The organism is bacterium, assembly GCA_035528375.1.
Taxonomy (GTDB): Bacteria; RBG-13-66-14; RBG-13-66-14; order RBG-13-66-14; family RBG-13-66-14; genus RBG-13-66-14.
Genome location: DATKYS010000110.1, coordinates 1 through 19755, shown reverse-complemented (window position 1 = coordinate 19755; position 19755 = coordinate 1). Strand labels below are relative to the sequence as shown.

The 19755-nt window shown below is 67.7% G+C and carries 16 protein-coding genes; 10 read left to right on the top strand and 6 right to left on the bottom strand.

Annotated features, from left to right (window positions below; all coding sequences use genetic code 11):
* The first annotated feature begins 271 nt into the window (after positions 1 to 271).
* The 9 genes from VM054_08815 (at position 272) to VM054_08775 (ending at position 10067) form a co-directional block, all read left to right on the top strand.
* A complete protein-coding gene (locus VM054_08815) occupies positions 272 to 985 on the top strand; it encodes a hypothetical protein (GenBank protein ID HUT99163.1) in 714 nt (237 codons plus the stop codon).
* A 4-nt stretch (positions 986 to 989) separates the two neighbouring features.
* On the top strand, positions 990 to 2975 hold the full coding sequence (locus tag VM054_08810; GenBank protein ID HUT99162.1) for a helicase C-terminal domain-containing protein: 1986 nt from the start codon (positions 990 to 992) through the stop codon (positions 2973 to 2975).
* An 82-nt stretch (positions 2976 to 3057) separates the two neighbouring features.
* A complete protein-coding gene (locus VM054_08805) occupies positions 3058 to 4131 on the top strand; it encodes a PilT/PilU family type 4a pilus ATPase (protein ID HUT99161.1) in 1074 nt (357 codons plus the stop codon).
* Positions 4132 to 4142: 11 nt separating this feature from the next.
* A complete protein-coding gene (gene ftsY / locus VM054_08800) occupies positions 4143 to 5024 on the top strand; it encodes a signal recognition particle-docking protein FtsY (GenBank protein HUT99160.1) in 882 nt (293 codons plus the stop codon).
* 27 nt (positions 5025 to 5051) lie between these two features.
* Positions 5052 to 5816, top strand: coding sequence for a GNAT family N-acetyltransferase (locus VM054_08795; protein ID HUT99159.1), 765 nt, complete (start codon positions 5052 to 5054; stop codon positions 5814 to 5816).
* A gap of 12 nt (positions 5817 to 5828) precedes the next feature.
* Positions 5829 to 6803 carry a 4-hydroxythreonine-4-phosphate dehydrogenase PdxA gene (gene pdxA, locus VM054_08790; protein ID HUT99158.1) on the top strand — a complete coding sequence of 325 codons (975 nt, stop codon included), beginning with the start codon at positions 5829 to 5831 and terminating at the stop codon, positions 6801 to 6803.
* 2 nt (positions 6804 to 6805) lie between these two features.
* Positions 6806 to 7573 carry a DUF3800 domain-containing protein gene (locus VM054_08785; protein ID HUT99157.1) on the top strand — a complete coding sequence of 256 codons (768 nt, stop codon included), beginning with the start codon at positions 6806 to 6808 and terminating at the stop codon, positions 7571 to 7573.
* 119 nt (positions 7574 to 7692) lie between these two features.
* On the top strand, positions 7693 to 9018 hold the full coding sequence (gene miaB / locus VM054_08780) for a tRNA (N6-isopentenyl adenosine(37)-C2)-methylthiotransferase MiaB (GenBank protein ID HUT99156.1): 1326 nt from the start codon (positions 7693 to 7695) through the stop codon (positions 9016 to 9018).
* Positions 9015 to 10067 (top strand): hypothetical protein, encoded by a 1053-nt coding sequence (locus VM054_08775; protein ID HUT99155.1) that lies wholly within the window; start codon positions 9015 to 9017, stop codon positions 10065 to 10067. The genes miaB and VM054_08775 overlap by 4 nt, the downstream gene beginning before the upstream one ends.
* Before the next feature lie 212 nt (positions 10068 to 10279).
* Here VM054_08775 and VM054_08770 read toward each other — a convergent pair whose 3' ends face one another.
* The 6 genes from VM054_08770 to VM054_08745 form a co-directional block, all read right to left on the bottom strand.
* A complete protein-coding gene (locus VM054_08770; GenBank protein ID HUT99154.1) occupies positions 10280 to 10816 on the bottom strand; it encodes a Spy/CpxP family protein refolding chaperone in 537 nt (178 codons plus the stop codon).
* Positions 10817 to 10860: 44 nt separating this feature from the next.
* A complete protein-coding gene (locus VM054_08765) occupies positions 10861 to 11415 on the bottom strand; it encodes a zinc-ribbon domain-containing protein (GenBank protein HUT99153.1) in 555 nt (184 codons plus the stop codon).
* Positions 11412 to 11663 carry a zinc ribbon domain-containing protein gene (locus tag VM054_08760; protein HUT99152.1) on the bottom strand — a complete coding sequence of 84 codons (252 nt, stop codon included), beginning with the start codon at positions 11661 to 11663 and terminating at the stop codon, positions 11412 to 11414. Before VM054_08760 ends, VM054_08765 begins: the two co-directional genes overlap by 4 nt.
* Positions 11664 to 11906: 243 nt before the next feature.
* A complete protein-coding gene (locus tag VM054_08755) occupies positions 11907 to 13250 on the bottom strand; it encodes a sigma-54 dependent transcriptional regulator (protein ID HUT99151.1) in 1344 nt (447 codons plus the stop codon).
* Between the two features lie 94 nt (positions 13251 to 13344).
* Entirely contained in the window at positions 13345 to 14292 is a 948-nt protein-coding gene (locus VM054_08750; protein HUT99150.1) for an NAD-dependent epimerase/dehydratase family protein, read from the bottom strand.
* Positions 14293 to 14800: 508 nt separating this feature from the next.
* The gene (locus tag VM054_08745; protein HUT99149.1) at positions 14801 to 18697 is read right to left on the bottom strand and encodes a translocation/assembly module TamB domain-containing protein; all 3897 of its coding nucleotides are present in this window, start codon (positions 18695 to 18697) and stop codon (positions 14801 to 14803) included.
* 222 nt (positions 18698 to 18919) lie between these two features.
* On the opposite strand from VM054_08745, the gene VM054_08740 reads away from it, so the two are divergent.
* The coding region (locus VM054_08740; protein ID HUT99148.1) for an RnfABCDGE type electron transport complex subunit B at positions 18920 to 19755 on the top strand (836 nt) is incomplete at its 3' end.

Genomic DNA, 19755 nt, shown 5'->3' with positions numbered 1-19755 from the left:
GAGCTCCCCCCAAAGGGGGGAGGGGGAATACGGCAACCATCAACCGGCCTGTGCCCCATGTATTGCGATGACGTAGGGCGGGTCTCTTGACACGCCCGCATGCCGACCTAAACGGCGCGCCGTCGGTCGGCCCCTACGAGGGTACGTGGGATTCACGCCCCACCCGTAGGGGCAGGTACCCACACCCGCCCGTCTTTTCTTTGGTGGCCTTTGTAAACAGCGCCCGACCCGGCCGTCGCATAAACCGAGTTTCTCGTTTATACTTGGGGCGATGGTTGAAAGGACACTAAAAGCCGCGCTCCCGCTCTTTCTGTCGCTGTGCCTCGGTCTCCCCCTCGCCGGCTGCAAGGAACCGGTCGAGGAAAGCTCTCTCTATGCCCTGGCCTACGCCGACGTCCTCGACGAGGTGACCCTCTCCCTCCGGGTGGAGCGGTTGGCCTACCCGGTGCTCCTGGAGGAGCTGACCGCGCTGCAGTCCCGTCTCCGGCGGGAAACGGCCGCCTGGCCCGCGGACCGGCTTCTGACGGCCCTCGGCCTCGAGCCCGGCACACCCGGGGCGGAACGGGCCCTGGCCGACGAGGCGCACCGGCTCGATGAGCTCGAGGTCGCCCTCGAGCGGGAGACCGAGGACCTCCTGGTCGCGACCGACTCACCCCGCCCCCGGAGCTCGGCCTTCGACGCCGATCTGAGGACGGTCGCCGCCTTTACACCCCGGGAGCGGTTCAACGCCCTGGTGCGGGACGGGCTCGACGAGCGGGCGGAGCTCCTTCTGACCGAGTACGACCTCGAGCGTCGGACGGAGGGCCTTTCGTGGCACGAGCTCGTGGGGAGGCTGTCCGCCAGCCTCGCCGAGTACACGCCGCTGGCCGCCGCCTATTGCCGGACGAACCGGGAGATTCAGCGTAAAATCGAAGCGATAAACAGCTACCTGGACGGGCTCGGTGAGCGGGAGAACCCCTTCGCCGCGGAGCACCCGCACGAGTGACCCCTTGACTTCCCAGACCATCACGGATCTTTTTTCGCCCGCCGGCGCCCTGGCCGGGTTCCTGCGCCCCTACGAGGAGCGACCGGGGCAGGTCCGGATGGCCGCCGCCGTCGCCGACGCCCTCGAAACCGGCGGCAGCCTCATGGTCGAGGCCGGAACCGGCATCGGCAAGAGCCTGGCCTACCTCGTCCCGCTCCTTTCCCGCGTGACGGACGAGCACCGGGGCGTCGTCTCCACCCACACCATCGCCCTCCAGCAGCAGCTCCTCGCCGCCGACATCCCCGTGGCCCTGGCCGCGCTGGGGACCGAGGTGAAGGTGGCCCTGCTTCTGGGGCGGGGCAACTACCTCTGCCTGCGGAAGCTGCACCGCCAGCAGCTCCTGGGGCTCTTCTCCGACGCCGACGCCGCCGGGAGGCAGCGGGCGCTCTTCGAGCGCGCGAAAAATCTGAAACGGGGGGAGCGCTCCGAGCTCGACTTCGCCATCCCCGAGGCGGAGTGGAGGCTGGTCGCCTCGTCTCCCGACGCCTGCGCGGGGAGCCGCTGCCCCTACGTCAAAGAGTGCTTCTTCCAGCGAGCACGGCGCCGGGCACAGTCCGCCGATCTGGTCATCACCAACCACGCCCTCCTCCTGGCCGACGTCATCCTGCGGTCCTCCGGGACGGCGGTCCTGCCCGATTACGCCCACCTGGTGGTGGACGAGGCCCACCGCCTCGAGGACGCGGCCACGGACCAGCTCAGCTACCGGGTCTCCCTGGGCCGTCTGCGCGGGCTCGTGGGCGAGCTATACGCCCCCGCCCGGCGCACGGGGGCCCTGACCGGGGCGGTGATGGACCGGGCGGTGGATGGTGACGAGCTGAGTGAGCATTTCTCGAAAATCCTCGACGTCGCGGAGGGGCACTTCTCCTCCCTCCACGCTGCGCTCGGCCCGGGGCGCGAGCGGGAGGAGCGCATACTGCGCGGGCCCCTTTCCGCAGGGTTTGAGCTGGACGCCGAGCTGGGCCGGACGGCGGGCTGGCTGGAGCAACTGGCCGACGGGGCCGCCGAGGACGACGCCCTGGAGCTCGTCGGGGCGGCGCGCCACCTACAAGGTTACCGAGTTGACTTGGTCGGTATAGAGGAGCGGCGGTGGGAGGGCTTCGTTTACTGGGCGGACGGCCTCCACGACGCCGCGCGGCTGCGGCTCCACGCGGCGCCCGTCGAGGTCGGTCCGATGCTGGAGTCGGGGCTCTGGTCCCTCCCCGAGGTCGCCGTGGCCACCAGCGCCACCCTCACCGTGGGCGGCGACTTCTCCCACCTCACCACCCGGCTGGGTTTCCCGCCCGGCGAGGAGCTCCTCCTCCCGCCGGCCTTCGACTTCGCGACCCAGGCGGCGCTCTACCTGCCCCGTCTGCCCGACCCCCGCGACCGGCGATACTTCGCTGAGGCCCTGGGGGAGATTCGGCGGCTGGTCGAGCTGAACCGGGTCGGGGGGACGCTGGTTCTTTTCACCAGCCACGAGGCGCTGCGCGCGTTCAAATCCGGGCTGGAGGAGGACCTTCGGGGTATGGGCTGCGAGGTTCTGGCCCAGGGCGATTCCGACCGGACCCGGCTCCTGCGAAGCTTCAAGGAGGCGCGGCGCGGCGTCCTCTTCGCCACCGCCACCTTCTGGGAGGGGGTGGACCTGCCCGGGGACGAGCTGCGGCTCTTGATCATCGCCCGGCTCCCCTTCGCCGTGCCCACCGACCCGGTGGTGGCTGCGCGGTCGGAGGCGATCGAGAAGCGCGGCGGGCGTCCCTTCGACGAGTACTCCGTGCCCGAGGCGGTGCTCCGGCTCCGCCAGGGCTTCGGCCGCCTCATCCGAAAAAAGACCGACCGCGGTGTGGTGGCGATTCTGGACTCCCGCGTCCTCACCAAGGCCTACGGCGCCGTCATGCTCGCCGGTCTGCCCCCGGCGAGGCGCTTTCTCTCCTTCCAGGCCGACGCCCTTGGGACGTACCTCGCGGGCCCTTGACCCGCGGGCGCGCGGCTTGTATCATAATCCGCCGGTCCGCCCGGCGGACAAAAGATGGTGTAACTTTATTCTGGGAGCGGACGTGGAACTGGCGGAAAAGCTCCTCTCCGTGATGCGCAGCCAGGGGGCCAGCGACCTCCACGTGGTCGTCGGCTATCCCCCGCACATGCGTATGGACGGCCGGCTGATTCCCACCAACCTCGAGCCCTTCACCCGGGAGACGGCCAACTCCTTCACCGGGCTTTTCCTTTCGTCCCGCCCCGGCGCCCGCGCCCGCTACGACGACGCCGGCCAGGTGGACCTGGGCTACGAGCTGGAGGGTCAAGGCCGGTTCCGCGTGAACGTCTACCGTACCTCCGAGGGGCCCGCCTGCGCCATCCGCGCCATCCCCGACGTCATCCCCTCCCTGGAGGAGCTGGGGCTGCCCAAGTCAGTCGCCGGCCTCACCGCCCTGCCCAAGGGCCTGATCCTGGTCACCGGCCCCACCGGCTCGGGCAAGTCCACCACCCTGGCGGCCGTCATCGCCAAGATAAACCGGGAGAGCGCCCGCCACATCATCACCATCGAGGACCCCATCGAGTTCCGCCACGAGCGGGGCAAATCCCTGGTGACGCAGCGGGAGCTGGGGACCGACTACACCGACACCGTCGCCGCGGTGCGCTCGTGTCTGCGGCAGGACCCCGACGTGATAATGATCGGCGAGATGCGCGACCCGCCCACGATGAGCGCCGCCATCACCGTCGCCGAGACCGGCCACATAGCACTGACCACCCTGCACACCAACTCCGCCACCCAAACCGTCACCCGGATAATAGACGCCTTCCCGTCCGGTGAGACGCGCCAGATACGCATCCAGCTCTCCTTCTGCCTGGAGGCGGTCGTCAGCCAGGCGCTCCTGCCACAGAAGGAGGGCTCGGGGCGGGTGCTGGCCACCGAGGTCTTGATCGCCACCCCGGCGGTGCGCGCGCTCATCCGCGACGGGAAGGAGCACCAGCTCTACTCGGTCATCCAGTCGGGGCACGCCCACGGGATGTACACCCTCAACAGTTCCCTGACGACGCTGATCGGGTCCGGGCTGGTGGACCGCGAGGCGGCCCTGGAGGCCTCCAACCGCCGCGAGGAGCTGGCCGAGCAGCTCACCGAAGCGGGTCTGTAGGCGAACGCCCGATGGGTTTTTTTCAGGCGCTGGCGAAGACGCGCGACCGGCTGGACCGAGCCCTGCGAAAGCTGGCCGGGAACCGCCTCGGGGATGAGGCCGCGGGCGAGCTCGAGGAGGCGCTGATTCTGGCCGACGCGGGCCCGGTGGTCGCCGCCGGGCTGGTGGAACGCCTTAAAGAAATCTACCCGGAGAGAGGGGCCGACCCCGGGGAGCTCCTGGCCGGGCTCGTGGCCGGGATGCTGCCCCCGGTCCCGCCGCCCTACGACGGCCCGCCGCCCGAGGTCCTCCTCCTGGTGGGGGTCAACGGGACGGGGAAGACGACGACGGCCGCCAAGCTGGCCGCCCGGTACGCCCGGGAGGGTAAAAAAGTGCTCCTGGCCGCGGCCGACACCTACCGGGCCGCCGCGGGGGAGCAGCTCGAGGTCTGGGCAGCCCGCGCCGGCGTTCCGCTGGTCCGGCACTCCGGGGGCGGCGACCCCGCAGCGGTTCTTTTCGACGCCCTCGAAGCCGCCAAGGCCCGGCGGATGGACGCCGTCATCGCCGACACCGCCGGGAGGATGCACACCCGGGATCACCTGATGCGTGAGCTGGGCAAGCTCCGCCGCGTGGTGGAAAAGTCGCTCGGCGCTCATCCGGTGGAGACCGTCCTCGTGCTGGATGCGGGCGGCGGGCAGAACGGCGTCCTCCAGGCCCGGGCCTTCCTGGAAGGCGCCGGGTGCGACCGAATCGTGCTGACAAAGCTCGACGGGACCTCCAAAGGCGGCTTCCTCCTCGCCGTCGCCGCCGAGACCGGCCTCCCCGTTTCCCACGTGGGGACCGGCGAGCGGCTGGAGGACCTGGAGCCCTTCGACCCGATAAAATTCGCCCGGGCCCTGGTGGGCCTCGACTGAACCCTAACAACTTCACAAAGGGATACGATGAAACTGGAAAACTTCCGCAGCCGCGACCGGGACGTCATCTCCGAGCTCCTCTCCTCGGACCGCCCCTGGGCGTCCTACGCGCTGGGCGACCTCTCCGACCTCCACTTCGGCCTCTCGCGGTACTACGTTAACGGGCCGAACCTGGTGCTGGTGTACGAGGGGCTCCAGCCGCCCGCCCTCTTCCTCTTCGGCGGAGTCGGCGCCCTGCGCTTCATCTGCTCGTTCCTCCCCGCCGGGGACTACAACGCCGCCTTCACCGGCGAGCCCGAGGCCATCTTCCCCGAGGGCACCAACGTGGTCCAGCTCAAGCGTATGCTCCGAATGACGCTGGACCTTTCGGGAAAAAACTTCGACACCGGAGTAGCCGAGGAGTTGGGCTCCAAGGACGCCGACGCCATCGCCGGCCTGATGGTCCACTACCCGGAGAACGCCTTCCACCCGGACCAGATGGCCTACCCCTTCGCCGGAATTTACTTGGACGACGGGCTCGTGGCCTGCGCGGGGACGCACGTGGTGAACCCCGACGAGCGGGTGGCCTGCATCGGCAACGTGGTGGTCCACCCCGAGTACCGGCGCCGCGGCTTCGCCCAGCAGGTAATGGGCAAGGTGCTCACCCTCCTGTCCGACCAGGCCGACCTGGCGACCCTCAACGTCGCGGTGAAGAACAAGGAGGGGATCGAGCTCTACCAGCGGATGGGCTTCGGCACCCACTGCCGCTTCAACGAGGCGGAGATAACCCTCCCCGAACCCAAGCCCGAATAGCCGCGGACGGTCATGGGCGACCGACCACTGGTTCTGGTGACGCCGGGCGACCCCAACGGCATCGGCCCCGAGGTCCTGGTCAGGGCCTGGGGCCGCATAACCGAGGGTTGCCGGCCGGTAGTCGTCGGGGCGCCGACGCCCCTGGCCGCCGCCATCGAGCTCTGCGGTCTCGACCTCGAAATCGTCCCCGTCCACTCTCCCGACGAAGCCGACTCCGCCCCGAACCGCATCCCCCTCATCGAAGTCCCCGGCACCGACCTCGCCCCGCAATGGGGCGTCATCTCCGCGGTCGCCGGACGGGCGAGCTTTTCCTGGGTCGAGCGCGCCGTGGACCTGTGCCTCGCCGACCCGTCCCGCGCCCTTGTCACCGGGCCCATCTCGAAACAGGCCTGGGCTCAAGCGGGCATCCCCTACGCCGGCCATACGGGGTATCTGGCCGAGCGCTGCGGCGTGTCGGGACGCGAGGCGATGGCCTTCCTCTCGCCGAAAATCAACGTCGTCCTCGCCACCACCCACATCCCGCTGGCCGAGGTTTCCATTCAACTGACCGCGGGGCACATCGTCCACGTCGCCCGTCTGTTCCGCGCGTTTTTGGGGAAAAAACTTGACCGCGAGCCGCGACTGGCGCTCTGCGGCCTCAACCCCCACGCCGGGGATTTCGGCGTCATCGGCGACGAGGAGGAAAGAATCGTCGTCCCGGCGGCGGAGGAGCTGCGGGCGGACGGGCTCGACATCTCCGGCCCCCTGGCGGCGGACACACTCTTCACCGAAAAGAATCTTTCCCGCTTCGACGGCTTCATCGCGCTGTACCACGACCAGGGGCTCATCCCGGTGAAGCTCCTGGCCTTCGACTCCGCGGTCAACGTAACCTTGGGCTTGCCCTTCCTGCGGACCAGCCCCTCGCACGGCACCGCCTTCGATATCGCAGGGAAGGGAATGTCCGATATCGAGAGCATTATATCTGCATTTTCTGTCGTGAGCATATAACGATGCACCTCCTCTATATTGATGAGTCTGGTGACGTTGGAAGGCCACGTCCGAATGCGACTAATTTTTTTGTCGCTGCCGGTTTTTCCATTGATGAAGTTGATTGCCGGAAATTGCGCTTTTATCTTCACTCTATTAAACAAAAATATTCGATCCCATTAATAACTGAATTGAAGTGGGAGTACTTCCATAAGCCGTTCATCAATCCGTCATTAAGTGATAAGCATGCTAAGAGGGCCGCTTTGAATCCACTGAATAACTGGGACCCCGCCAGGAAACATGATCTGCTATGCGAGTTGCTTGATGCCCTTCGTGGCATTAGAAGTGTCAGATTCTATGTCGTTTCAATTAATAAACAGGCTGCTTATGAAAAAGAATATATTAATAAACCTGAGAGTATGTACTCTCAGGCGCTTCTTCTTCTGTTAGAGAGATTTCAGAATTTTCTCAGGAAAACACAAAACAGAGGGATCGGAATACAGGACAGCAGGGACAAATCTCAAGACCGGAGGTTAAGAAGCTTCTATCACTCATTGTTTATTGATGGTTCCTACTACACGAAGTTTGAGAATATCGTTGACAATGTTTATCTGACCCCCTCGGAATACAGCTTCGGTGTGCAATTTGCCGATCTGGTGGCCGGTATCGCGTTTCAGAAATTTGAACGAGGGAATGACACGTACTTTTCCGCTATTATAGACAAGATTGACTGCACACCTTTAACACGGGTTCGCAGGGGGACACCCGAAGGGCTTAAGCTCTGGCCATAAAAAAACGCCCAGTGGTCAGTATCCGGCCGTGCCGGACTTGACCAACGTACCTTGCGGTACTCTGGGACGCGAGAGAAGTATAGCACAATCCCGTTACTTTGACAAAATCGTTCGGTAAAATGAAACAACTCTACCTCGAAAGCCAGGGGTGTCAGATGAACGAGCGGGACGCCGAGCGCCTGGCCGCCGGTCTCCTCACCGACGGCTGGCGCCTTGTGAAAAACCCCGCCGACGCCGATTTAATCCTCGTCAACGCGTGCAGCGTGCGCGAAAAGGCGGCCAGTCACGCCCTGGGCCGCCTGCGCCAACTTTACAGCCTGACGCAAAAACGCCCCGGCCTCCTCTTCGGCCTCACCGGCTGCCTGGCCCAGCACCTGGGCGACGAGGCCCGCGACCTGCTGCCGCGGCTGAATTTGCTCACCGGCCCCGGCGCCGTGGAGCGCCTCCCCCGACTAGTCGAAAAGGTTAAAAAACCGGAGGACTTCGCGAAGGACCTCGACCCGGCCGGCCCCGAGGGCGACTTCGACCCCGACGGCGACCACCGCCTGGACCACCCGGCCATCGGCCCCCACGCCGCCTTCGTGACCGTGATGGAGGGCTGCGAAAATCGCTGCGCGTACTGCGTGGTGCCGGACCTTCGCGGGCCCGAGGTCAGCCGCCGCCCGGAGACAGTCCTGGCCGAGGTTGCGCACCTGGCGGCGCAGGGCTTCACCGAGGTGACCCTCCTCGGGCAGAACGTGAACTCGTACCGCTCGAAGGGCCGGCGGTTCCCCCGCCTGCTGCGCGAGGTCGCCCGGGTTGACGGGATAAAACGGGTCCGCTTCACCACCAGCCACCCCAAGGACTTGAGCCGCGATTTACTGGAGGTCATGGCCGCCGAGCCGGCGGTTTGCGAGCAGCTCCACCTGCCGCTGCAGTCGGGGTCGGATAAGATTTTGGGCGCGATGGGCCGGGGCTATACTCGGGACCGCTACCGAACGCTCGTCCGGCAGGCGCGGGAGCTTTTACCGGACCTGACCCTGACCACGGACGTCATCGTGGGCTTCCCAGGCGAGACGGAGGAGGATTTTTCGCTGACGGCGGGGCTGGTGGAGGAGACGGGCTTCGCTTCGGCCTTCATGTTCAAGTACTCCCCGCGGCCGGGCACGCCGGCGTTCGCGCTCCCCGACGACGTGTCGCCCGAGGTCAAGCAGGCGCGGCTCGAGCGCGTCATCGGGCTGATTACGGAGTCGGCCTTCGCGCGGAACCGGGAGTTGGTGGGCCGGACGCTGGAAGTCGTCGTCGAGGGGCGGGACAAGCGGGGCGAGCCCTTCGGCCGCACGCGCGGCGGGAAGCCGGTCAAGCTGCCGGGCGAGGCCCTCGAACCCGGGCGCTACTGCACGGTCGAAATAACCGGCGCCGGGCCCTGGTCGCTCACCGGCCGCCGGGCGGAGGTCATTTCTTGAAAAGCTGCGCCGCCTTCCTCGTACTGCTTTTCGCCGTCGGACCGGCCGCGGCCTTCGAGGTCGAGCCGGAGCTCTACGGCGCCTACCGCTTCTGTTTTGCCAACGTGGAGTACGACACGCCGCCCGCGCCACGCCCAGACGAGCGCTCATATTTATTGCAGCGCCTCGAGGTCGGCGCGCGCTGGATTTTTGCGGATTGGGCGAGCCTGGAGGCCGGGCTGGAGCTCGAGCACGACTGCTCCGACGCCCTCGAATTCGACGAGGGGAATTGGGACAACTTCCGTCTGAACCCGCGGATACGGTTTGCGGCGGATTTCGGCGACTGGGGCGTGGTCCGGCTGGGGCACCTCGACCCGGAACTCGGCCCCGAGACGCTGCACACCGAGCCCTACGACCACCCGGCGACGGGCCTCGGCTGGTGGGGGGAGGAGCCGGGCCTGTCCTGGTCAATCTTCGGCGTCCGGACGGGCCGCGTCACCGAGACGACGGCGGAGGTGTACCTGGCCGGCGGGTTGGTCGCGCCGCGATTCGATCTGGGGCCGATCGGCGTCGTCCCCCGTCTCGTCTTCGCCTACCGTCACGCGGGGGGGTACGACACCGCGGGCTACCAGGGCTACGAGCCGCCCGACGGGGTGCGCAAGGAGGAACTCTGGAACCTCGGCGGCGGCCTGGAGCTCTGTCTCCCCGAGCGGGCGCTGTACCTGGGCGGGGGGTATTTCGCCGGTCTGATTCCGGGCGGCGACCGGGGCGGGTTGACGGACGTCTATCTCGGCGGCGCCTTCTGGTGGCTCGACCTGCGGACGGCGCTGTATCTGGGTGACGACTATCGCGGCGTGCGGCCGATGTCCGCCCTCGAGCCCTTCTCTGTGATGGAGGAGGGGGATACCGGCGAGCTCAGGTTCCTGGACTTCACCCTGAAGCTCTCCATCCCCCTGCCCTGGGGGGCCGTCGGGCGGGTCGAGGTGCGGCAGGGCTTCTTCTTCGACCCGGAGTGGAATTTCTCTGACAACCGGAATAGGGTGACGGTTCTCCTGGATTTCACGTTTTAGCATGAAACGGGCGGGTCAGGAGACCCGCCCCTACGCTATAAACCGCGCATCATCCGGTAGGGGCGACCGTCCACGGTCGCCCGCGGGCCGACCTGAAGGTCGGCCCCTACGTCATCACAATTGGGGGGTGAGGACCGCAACAGGGAATAAAAGCGGGGAACCCTGAGGGGTTCCCCTTTTTGCGCCTCACCTGGGAGGGAGGGGGTTCGGCGCTAGTCGTCGGACCTGCCCGGTCCGGGGCCCATGCCCGGTCCCGAGCCGGGATGCCATTCCATGCCGGGTCCGGGGCCCATGCCCGGTCCGTGGTGCGGGCCGAAGGCCTGCATCTCGTCGAAGAAGATCCGCTGACCGTCGGTCAGGACGTCCCGCACGGCGGCGCGCATCTCCAGCCGGGCGATGAGCATGTCGGTCTCCAGGGCGTCCAGTTTTTCCTTGGCCCGGCGCACGGCGGCGAGGTCCGGATCGGGGTCGCGCATCAGCTCCCGGAAGGCGGTCTTGGCCTCGTAGAGCGCGTCACGCACGTCCTGCATCGCGTCGTGGTGCTCGTCGCGGATGGCGGCTATGGCCTCGAGCTGATCCGCCGTGATGTCGGGGATGAAGGCCAGGCACATGGGGCCGTCCCCCCGTGGCCCACCGTCACCGGGTCCACCGCCGGTGCGGAGCGGACCGTACGATACGGCGGGCAGGGCGGCGACGAGGAGGATACCGGTTACGAGGGCGAGAATCAGGGCCGTTTTTCTGCGTATCATCTCTCTCCTTTATGCGTTCCCGCCGGGGCGGGACACGTTAAATTTCACGATGAATCTGCGTCGGTCGAGCCTTTGCCGGATCCCAGCGGACCGGTGCAGTAGGGGCAGTAGTTCCAACCCGCCTCCACGGGGCGTCCGCAGTGGGGGCAGCGTTCGAGCCGAGGCCCACGGTCACGCTTCCGGATGACCAGGTAGAGCGTCACCGCGAGGCCCAGGCTTCCAAAGAACAGGAGGACGAGCGGCAACAGGAAGAGCGGGTGCGGCGATTCTACCATCATCCCACCCAGCCGGTCCCGAAACTCAGGCGCGGGGCACTCACCGAGCTCGCGGAGGGCTTCCCGACGCTGGCCGGGGCGCAGGTCGCGGAGGAAGTCGAAGGCTCTTTCCCGCTCCTCGACACCCATCCGGTCGAGATTTTCCGTTACCGGCGGCGGCAGCTCCTCGGGCGCCAGGAGGCACTCCTGCATCCCGTGGCGCCAGGGGCTCGGCGGCGGCCCCCACCCTTCGACGTGGTGCCAGAAGACGCCGATGAGCGCCACACCGGCCACGACCACCCCGACGGACAGAATCCCGAGGACCACGATTACCGGCTTTTTCACCTCGTCTCACCCCCCAGCGGCGTCCCGCAGTGGGGACAGCTCTTCCAGAGGGAGCGCACCGGCTTGCCGCACGCCGGGCATGAGGTTTGGAGCCGCGACCCGCAGTGGGGGCAGGCCAGGTAGTCCCGGGAAATCTCGCCGCCGCAGGCCGGGCAAAGGAGACGGACCCGGTCCCCGTCCCGCCGGCGGAGGTATCCGGCGAGGAGGCCGAGGACGGGGAGGGCGAAAATCAACGCGATGATGAACATGGTTCTCCTTTGCCGGTATTAAAAGCAAGGGTTGTGCCAGGGCTCCGGCTGTCGGTGCCTGATAAGTGTATTTTATTGATAATACAGATGATGGATATTTACAGCGATTCACCCATGTCTGACCGCGAATCCCGCCGGCGCAGGTTTTTGGTCAACGAAGGGCCCCCGGACCGGCGGCCGGGGGCTCGATATTCAACCAACTCTTTGAAAATCAACGCGTTATCCGGCGCATGAAACCATGCGTCACGCCAGACCGTACTTCTTCAGCTTGTACTGCATGGCGCCGCGGCCGATGCCCAGAATTTTCGCCGCCCGCTGAGCCACACCCCCGGCCTCGGCCAGGGCGCGCCCGAGCATCTCCCGCTCCAGCTTCTCCAGCGCCTCGTCCAAGCCCATGCCTCCGGGCGGAGGAGGGGGCCAGTCCGCGACCCCGGCACCCACGACCTCGGCGGGCAGCTCCTCCGGGGCTATTTCCTCCCCCCGGCCGAGAATCACCAGCCGCTCGCATAGGTTGGCGAGCTCTCGCACGTTGCCCGGCCAGGCGTACCCCGCCAGACGGCGCTCCGCCTCCTGGGAGAACCTCCGCGGGGGCAGCCCGTGCGCCGCCGACGCCCGCCGCAGGAAATGCCCCGTCAACAGAGGCACGTCCTTCCCCCGCTCCCGCAACGGCGGCAGCTCCACCGTCACCACCGCCAGCCGGTAGTAGAGGTCGTCGCGGAACTTCCCGCTCCCGACCGACGCCTTCAGGTCGGAGTTGGTGGCCGCCACGAGGCGCAGGTCCAGCCGCCGCGATTTCGTCTCCCCCAGGCGGACCGTCTCCCCCTCCTGGAGGACCCTCAGGAGCTTGACCTGGGTCGCCGGTGGAAGCTCGCCGATCTCGTCCAGGAAAAGCGTACCGCCGTCGGCGCGCTCGAAGAACCCGGGCTTGTCCTTCACCGCGCCGGAGAAGGCCCCGCGGGCGTGGCCGAAAAGCTCGCTTTCCAGGAGCTCGGCGGGAAGGGCCGCCGCGTGCACCGCCACGAACTCGCCCTTCCGACCGCTCAGGCGGTGTAGAGCCCGGGCCGCCACCTCCTTGCCGGTGCCGCTCTCGCCGGTGAAGAGCACCGTGGCGCCCGTGGGGGCCACCCGGCGAACCGTCTCCATGACCGTCCGCCAGGCCGGGGAATCGCCGAGCGGCTCCGCGCCGCCCAGCCTCTCCCGCAAGGCCGCCACCTCGTCCCGCAGCCGCTTCTTCTCGACGAGCCGCTCCAGGATGAGCGCCAGCGCCTCGAGCTCGAAGGGCTTTTCGAAGAAATCCTCCGCCCCGGCTTTAAGCGCCCGCACCGCCGTGTCCACGTCGCCGTAGGCGGTGAAAATCACCACGGGCGTCTCGGGGTGACCGGCGCGCAGCTCGCCCAGGAGCTCGAGGCCGTCGCCGTCCGGCAGCCGGAGGTCCAGGAGGACGGCGTCGGGCGACACGCCGAGAAGCCTACGGCGCGCCTCGCCCAGCGTGCCGGCCTGCACGGTGCGGTGCCCTTTTTCATCCAGACCGCGGCAGACCGCCCGCCTCAGGTTGGCCTCGTCCTCCACCACCAGAATCGTCGCCATGCGACCTCCGCGGGCGGTTCATTGACCCGGGGAAAAAGCGGTGATATTTAAAAAAGGGGGGCGCCGCGGGGGCCGCCCCGGGAATATCGGTGCCTCAGCGTGGGTTGCCCGAGGCGGACCAGTTGACCAGCCGGGTCAGCCCCGCGCGCAGGTCGAGCTTCGGTTTCCAGCCCAACTCGTTTTTTATCCGGGTGCAATCCAGGCAGATGCGCTTCACCTCGTTGGGCTCGGGGGCGTGGTCCGGCTTACCCCGGTAACCGGTGAGCGAGGCCAGGTTTTCGAAAATTTCCAGGGTGCTGGTCTCGACGCCGGTGCCGACGTTGTACACCCGGCGCGAGGCCTCGGGCCGCGTGGCGGCCAGCCAAACCGCCTCCACCACGTCGCCCACGTACACGTAATCCCGGGTGTTGGCGCCGTCGCCGTAGATGACCGGCCGCTCACCGGCTCGCATCAGGCCGGTGAAGATGGCGCACACCCCGGCCTCGCCCCGCTCGTCCTGGCGGGGACCGAAGACGTTGCCGGGCCGGATGACCGCGTAGTCCAGGCCGCGCTCGAGGTTGTAGAGTCTCAGGTAGTGCTCCACCGTCAGCTTGCTGATGCCGTAGGCGCTCATGGGTCGGATGGGGTGGTCCTCGTCGCAGGGGAGGTACTGGGGCTCGCCGTAGCCGGCGCCGCCGGTGGAGATGTAGACCAGCCGCCGAACCCCGTGGACGGCCGCGTGGTGGATCACGTTCAGCGACCCGAGGACGTTGTACCGCGCGTCGAGGAGGTGGTCGTCGCAACGGACCCGGACCTGGGCCGCGGCGTGGACCACCAGCTCCGGGGCGAACACCTCGAAGAGGTTCCGGAGCGAACCGGGGCCGCTTCCGGGGCTGTCGCCTTCGGAGACGTCCAGCTCGCTGAAGTCCCGGGCGGGGTCGAGGTTGCGGCGGTGGCCGGAGTAGAGGTTGTCCACCACGTGGACGATGTGGCCCTCGGCGGCGAAGCGGTCGGCGATGTGGCTGCCGATGAATCCGGCGCCGCCCGTTACCAGAACTTTCACCCGAGCCCCCTTCCCCTCAGACTTGGAAAAACTCGGTCACGACGAGCGTATCAGCTCACCCGCCCCGGCGCCCCCGCATTATAGCACCCGCCGCGATTTCCCGCTAAGGGGGAATCGGGGCAAGGTGGCGGGTTTCCTCATCCGCCCGCTTCGCCCCCCTCCCTGGCCCGTAAGCGCGCTTCCCCCCAGAGGGGGGAGGGGACACGCGGCGGCCCTCACCCGTAATTGCGTTGACGTAGGGGCGGGTCTCCTGACCCGCCCGCGGGCCGACCTGAACGGCGCGCCGTCGGTCGGCCCCTACGAATTACATCCAAACGGGCGACCGTGGAGGACTCGTCCTACCGGTCGCCCCAACGGGTCGGGTTTGCTGGATATTGACGTAGGGGCGGGTGTCTACACCCGCCCGTTTTACCCCTCACCCTAGCCGGTAAGCGCGCTTCCTCCCAGAGGGGGTAGGGGACACGCGGCGGCCCTCACCCCGGCCCGCGCCGGTGAAAACACTGCCCCGTCAGTACTTGAACTTCCACCGGAAGTTCAGGTCGTAACCCACCTCCCCCGCCTCCTCCACCGTCGTGCCCACCAGGGAGAGTTTGTCGGTGATGAAGTACTCCACGGAAAAGCTCTGGTTGCCCTCGGCGAGCATGTCCCGGGAGTAGGAGACGTAGAGGTCGCGGAAGAGGTACTTCCCCATGGTGATGTCGAGGCGGTCTATGTCCCCCGACTCGGTGATGCCCTCAATCTTGAGGGTGTCCAGCCCCACGGCCTCGCGGGCGAGACGCTGCAGTTTGGTCTCGATGAAGCTGGCCAGGTAGAAGGCGGCCTGTCCGGTGGCGTGCCGTGTGGCCCCCCCCGCGCCCTGCTCCGAGAGCATCTGCTGGTAGTCGTCCCAGGTCATGTCCAGGGCGACGAGCATGATGACGTCGCGCTCCGGCCACTCGGGGTGCTCGGCGCAGGAGAGGGTGATCACCGGCTCCGACAGCCTGCCGCCGACGTTGACGACCAGGGTGAGGTCCTCGGTGGTCTGGCCCGCGGCGCGCCGGCGCATCCGGCTCGAGGCCCGGATGGAGAGGGTGGGGTCCGGCGGGACCATGCGGTCGAAGCCGATGGTGCCGGAGTCCAGGTCGAAGGCCTTGTTGAGGAAGTACACACTCCCGCGCCGTGTAACCAGGTCGCCGCCCAGCGCCAGGTCGCCGCCGGCGAGAGACAGGCGCAGATCGGCCCCCACCTCCAGCTCCGCCAGGTCCGACCTGATCCAGAGGTTCTTCTCGGCGACGATCCGCAGGTCGAGCCTGAGGGACGACTCAGCGCCGTTCTCTGCGGGCCGCCCGGCCGCCACCGTCCCGCTCTCGCCCAGCGGCAGGTCCACGTTGCCCTCCACGACCTCGACCAGCCCGGTCACCGAGGTTCCCGAGGGCCCGGTCTCGACGTCCACCTCCAGGTTGAGCTCCCCCGAGAAGAGGTCGGCCAGGTTCTTCACCCGCAGGCCCCGCCCCGTGAGCTTCAACCCGCCTGAGAGGCGGTCCGCCCCGTAGGTGAGGGTTCCGGCGCCGACCAGCTCCCCGCCGCCCACCAGGCACCGAAAAGCCGTCAGCTCGGCGGTCCGGGGCGTGAAATTCAGTTCCACCGCGAGGTTATCCAGCCGGACGTTGTAATCGTAGAGCTCCAGCTTCTTCACCCGGGCGTGGACCCGGCCGTCGGCCTGGAGCCGGTCCACGGGACCGGAGACCAGCCCCTGCGCCGACACGTGCCCGTCCTCCACCTCCACCGTGTCGGGCATGAACGGCAGCTCGTCCAGGGGGAAGTCGTACGCGCCGAAGTATAGCTCCAGCGGCCTTTCGACGGTGGTGAGGCCGAGACGTCCCACGGCGTCCAGGGAGCCGCCCACCAGGGAGGCGTCCAGACCGACGAGCCGAACCTCCTCACCGGTGAGCTCGGCGTCGAGATGCAGGTGCTCCACCTCGAACCCCTCGGTGCCGATTTTCCGGGCGGTGAGGGTCAGTGTCCCCAGGTTTGCATCACCGTTGCCGGGGGCCAGGGGCTCCACTCCGGCGATGGCGTCCACCAACTCGCCCAAGTTCACGCCGGGGCGGATGACGAGCCCCAGCGACAGGTTCTGCAGATGGTACCCCTCGCAGGCAACGCCCGCCAGGCTGAGTTCGAGATTCACCTGGGGTTCCAAGGGCCGGCCGGAAACCTCCAGGTTCAGCCGGGCCAGGCCGGACACTGGATTCTCGGAGAGGCCCAGCGCGGACGAAAGGGCCCCCAGGTCCACCTCGGGGGCGTGGATCCGCGCGGAGAGCTCCTCGTCCCCGAAGGAGTACGTCCCCCCCAGCGAGACGGAGCCGGCGGCGGTCACCAGCTCCACGTCCTCCACCTTCACCCCGTCCTCGGTCAGCTCCGTGACGAAGGGGCGGGAGTTCAGGATGTCGAAGTCGTGGTACACGACGTGGAGGAGGTCCGTGGAGAAGAGGACGTCGGTCCCGGGGGAACCCGGCCCGAGGAGCCGGAAGCCGCCCCTGTAGAAGAGGTACGTCTCCGGGTCCACGACGAGGTGGAGCTGCTCGATCTCGCCGGTATCGTCGGCGAAGCTCAGTCGTCCCTGGAGCTCCTCGAAGGTCCTCCCGGCGGCCGTGATGCCCGCCAGGCGCAGCTCGCCCCTGAACGCGGGCCGGTCGGTGAGGGACAGCGCGCCGCCGACCCACCCCTGCTCCACCCGGTTCTCGCCGTATCCGGCGTCGCGGGCGTCCAGCTCGAAGAGGAGGTCGTTCAGGCCGATCACCTCCCCGGTCGAGGTCAGTCGCACGTTGCCCGAACACCGGGCCTCCCCGACGGTGAAACCGGCGCAGGAGCCGCGGGTGAGGAGGAACTCGAAGCGGGCGGCCAGGTCACGAGGGATGCCCTCCAGGGCGGCGCGGAAGTCGAGATTCCCCGCCAGGTCGGGTACTCCGGCCAGCCCGGCCAGTCGGTCCAGGGGCACCCCGCGGCCGTCTACGGTGAAGGCCAGCCCCGAGGAGTTAAAGCGCCCGCGGGCGTTGATCCGGGCGCCGGCCATGCTCAAAAAACCCTCGGTGACCACGAAGTCGTCCGGGGTGCCATGACCGGCCAGGCGGAGCCCGTTGATGCGCACCCCCCTGAGCCGGCTGGGGAAGAGGACGACCTTGGCGGTGATACCGTCCACGGCGTCGTCACCACCGTGGACGGTCAACCGGCCGTTGAAGTCGCCGGGCCATTGGGCCAGCGTCAGGGGCGCCAGCTCGGCGGGGTCCAGGCCGTAGAAATCCAGCGCGGCCTCGACGGTCGGTCGCTCCCCCGAGAAGTCCACCGTTGCGGAACCGGAGGCCCGACCGCCGCCCCGGCGCAGGCGGACCTCCTCCAGCGCGAGCCGCCCGTCCGCGTATCCGCCCACGAGCTCCAGGCGGTCGAGGAGGTACCCTCCGGCGGAGGGGTTCCGCGCCTTCAGCGTGAACCGGGCCCGGGGATCGGTGAAAGTGCCCTCTAGACGGCAGGTGAGCTCGGTGTCGCCGGCCGGGGCGAGATCCCCGAGACCCATGTTCCGGAGCTCGGACAGGGAGAAGTGGGGCGAGTAGACATCGAAGTCCAGGCGGTCCGTATCCGGTTCCATCTCACCCGTCACGTAGACCATCGAGGAGGAGGTGACGATGGTTACGCCGTCGAACCGGATGGGACCGTCCTCGATGACCTTCATCCCGCCGTAGACCCGGAAGGTTCCGCCCTGGTACAGGTTCGTCCTGCCGCTTATGTCTATGCCGCTCAAGCCCACGTCCCCCGTTTCCAGGTCGAGGGACACCCGCCCCGAGAAGCCGTCGCACTCCAGGTCCGACTGCCCCTCGTCGAGGAAGTCGAAGCGGAATCCGGCGTTCACCAGCCTCACGTCGTCAACGACGAGGGGCGCCGCCGCCGCCGTCTCCTCGCCCCGCCTTCTGAAAATCTCCGTCACGTTCAGCCGGTCGCCCGGCATCTCTTCCAGCACGACCTCGGCGCCCACCACCCTGGCCACACGGAGCCGCACCTCGCCGGCGAGCATCTCGAAGGGGTTGTACTCCACGTCCGTTTCTTTTACCACGACGAAGTAAGGCGCCTTGCAACCGGGCGGGTTGGAGATGGTCACGTCGCGAATCGTGGCGCCGGTCAAGAGCACACCCTCCAGGCCGCCGATGGAGAAGTCCGCGTCGTACTCTTCACTGAGGGCTTCCTCCACGGTCCGGATGATCCAGCGTTTGACGAAGGGGGTCTGGAGAAAGATGACGGCGACGACGACCAGCCCCAACACCGACCCGACGGTCCACGACAGGACCTTCAGGCCGACGCGCAGCCAGCGGGGCCACCGCCCGTTTCGGGCGCTAGAGTCCCCTTTGGCGCTGGGTTTGACGTTCTTTGGGGTCATGGGTTGCGCGTCTCGGCTACTCCGTGGCGGGGACACGGCCTCCCGCGCGTTCGGACAAGCGTACCACGACGCCGGTCGGGTGGCAATCCGCGCCCGAAGGGTTACTGCGACCGAAGGGAAATCCGCGGGGTTGACTGCCCCCCGGGGGAACTTTATAATCTGCGCCCGAAGGGAAATCCGACGAGTTCGTCGCCCACTCGAACCCGTACGTTGCGAGGAGATATGGACCTGACCGCCCTCATCTACGCCGTCATCTGCCTGGGCGTCCTGGGGCTCCTGTTCGGCTTCGCCCTTGGCGCGGTGGCCAAGAAGTTCGGCATCGAGGTGGACCCCAAGGTGGCCGAGATCCTGGACAACCTGCCCGGCGCCAACTGCGGCGCCTGCGGTTATCCCGGCTGCTCCGGTTACGCCGAGGCGGTGGCCACGGGCAAGACCCCGGTGACCGGCTGCACCCCGGGCGGCGACCCCGTGGCCGCGATAATCTCCAAAATCATGGGCGTCACCGCGGAGGGGACGCGGAAGATGATGGCCGTCGTCCGATGCCAGGGCGACCATGAACGCGCCGTGGACGCCTACACCTACTACGGCGTGCCGCGGTGCTCGGTTGCGGTGAACCTGGATTCGGGCCACAAGGCCTGCACTTACGGCTGCCTGGGCTTCGGCGACTGCGTGGAGGCGTGCCCATTCGACGCGCTCTTCATGAGTGCCGCCGGCCTGCCGGTGGTGGTCGAGGAGAAGTGCACCGCCTGCGGGGCCTGCGTGCGCGCCTGTCCCCGGAACATCATCGCGCTCATCCCCGCCGACGAGCCGGTTTACCTCGGCTGCGTCAACCGCGGCCGGGGCAAGGCCGTCAAGGACGCCTGCCGGGTCGGCTGCATCGGTTGCTCCATCTGCGCCAAGGAGAAGGGCAACCCCAAGGGCGGGATCGAGATGGACGATGCCCTGCCGGTGCTGGACTTCGACCATCCGGGGCACGATTTCGCCGACGCCCTGCGGGCCTGCCCGCAGTCGAGCTTCGTCCGGCGGCTGCCCGCGGCGGCGGCGGAGGTCCCCAAGGC

Coding starts and splice junctions, on each gene's coding strand:
- VM054_08815 (HUT99163.1), top strand. CDS start 272: ATGGTTGAAAGGACACTAAAAGCCGCGCTCCCGCTCTTTCTGTCGCTG.
- ftsY (HUT99160.1), top strand. CDS start 4,143: ATGGGTTTTTTTCAGGCGCTGGCGAAGACGCGCGACCGGCTGGACCGA.
- VM054_08795 (HUT99159.1), top strand. CDS start 5,052: ATGAAACTGGAAAACTTCCGCAGCCGCGACCGGGACGTCATCTCCGAG.
- pdxA (HUT99158.1), top strand. CDS start 5,829: ATGGGCGACCGACCACTGGTTCTGGTGACGCCGGGCGACCCCAACGGC.
- VM054_08785 (HUT99157.1), top strand. CDS start 6,806: ATGCACCTCCTCTATATTGATGAGTCTGGTGACGTTGGAAGGCCACGT.
- miaB (HUT99156.1), top strand. CDS start 7,693: ATGAAACAACTCTACCTCGAAAGCCAGGGGTGTCAGATGAACGAGCGG.
- VM054_08770 (HUT99154.1), bottom strand. CDS start 10,816: ATGATACGCAGAAAAACGGCCCTGATTCTCGCCCTCGTAACCGGTATC.
- VM054_08760 (HUT99152.1), bottom strand. CDS start 11,663: ATGTTCATCATCGCGTTGATTTTCGCCCTCCCCGTCCTCGGCCTCCTC.
- VM054_08755 (HUT99151.1), bottom strand. CDS start 13,250: ATGGCGACGATTCTGGTGGTGGAGGACGAGGCCAACCTGAGGCGGGCG.
- VM054_08745 (HUT99149.1), bottom strand. CDS start 18,697: ATGACCCCAAAGAACGTCAAACCCAGCGCCAAAGGGGACTCTAGCGCC.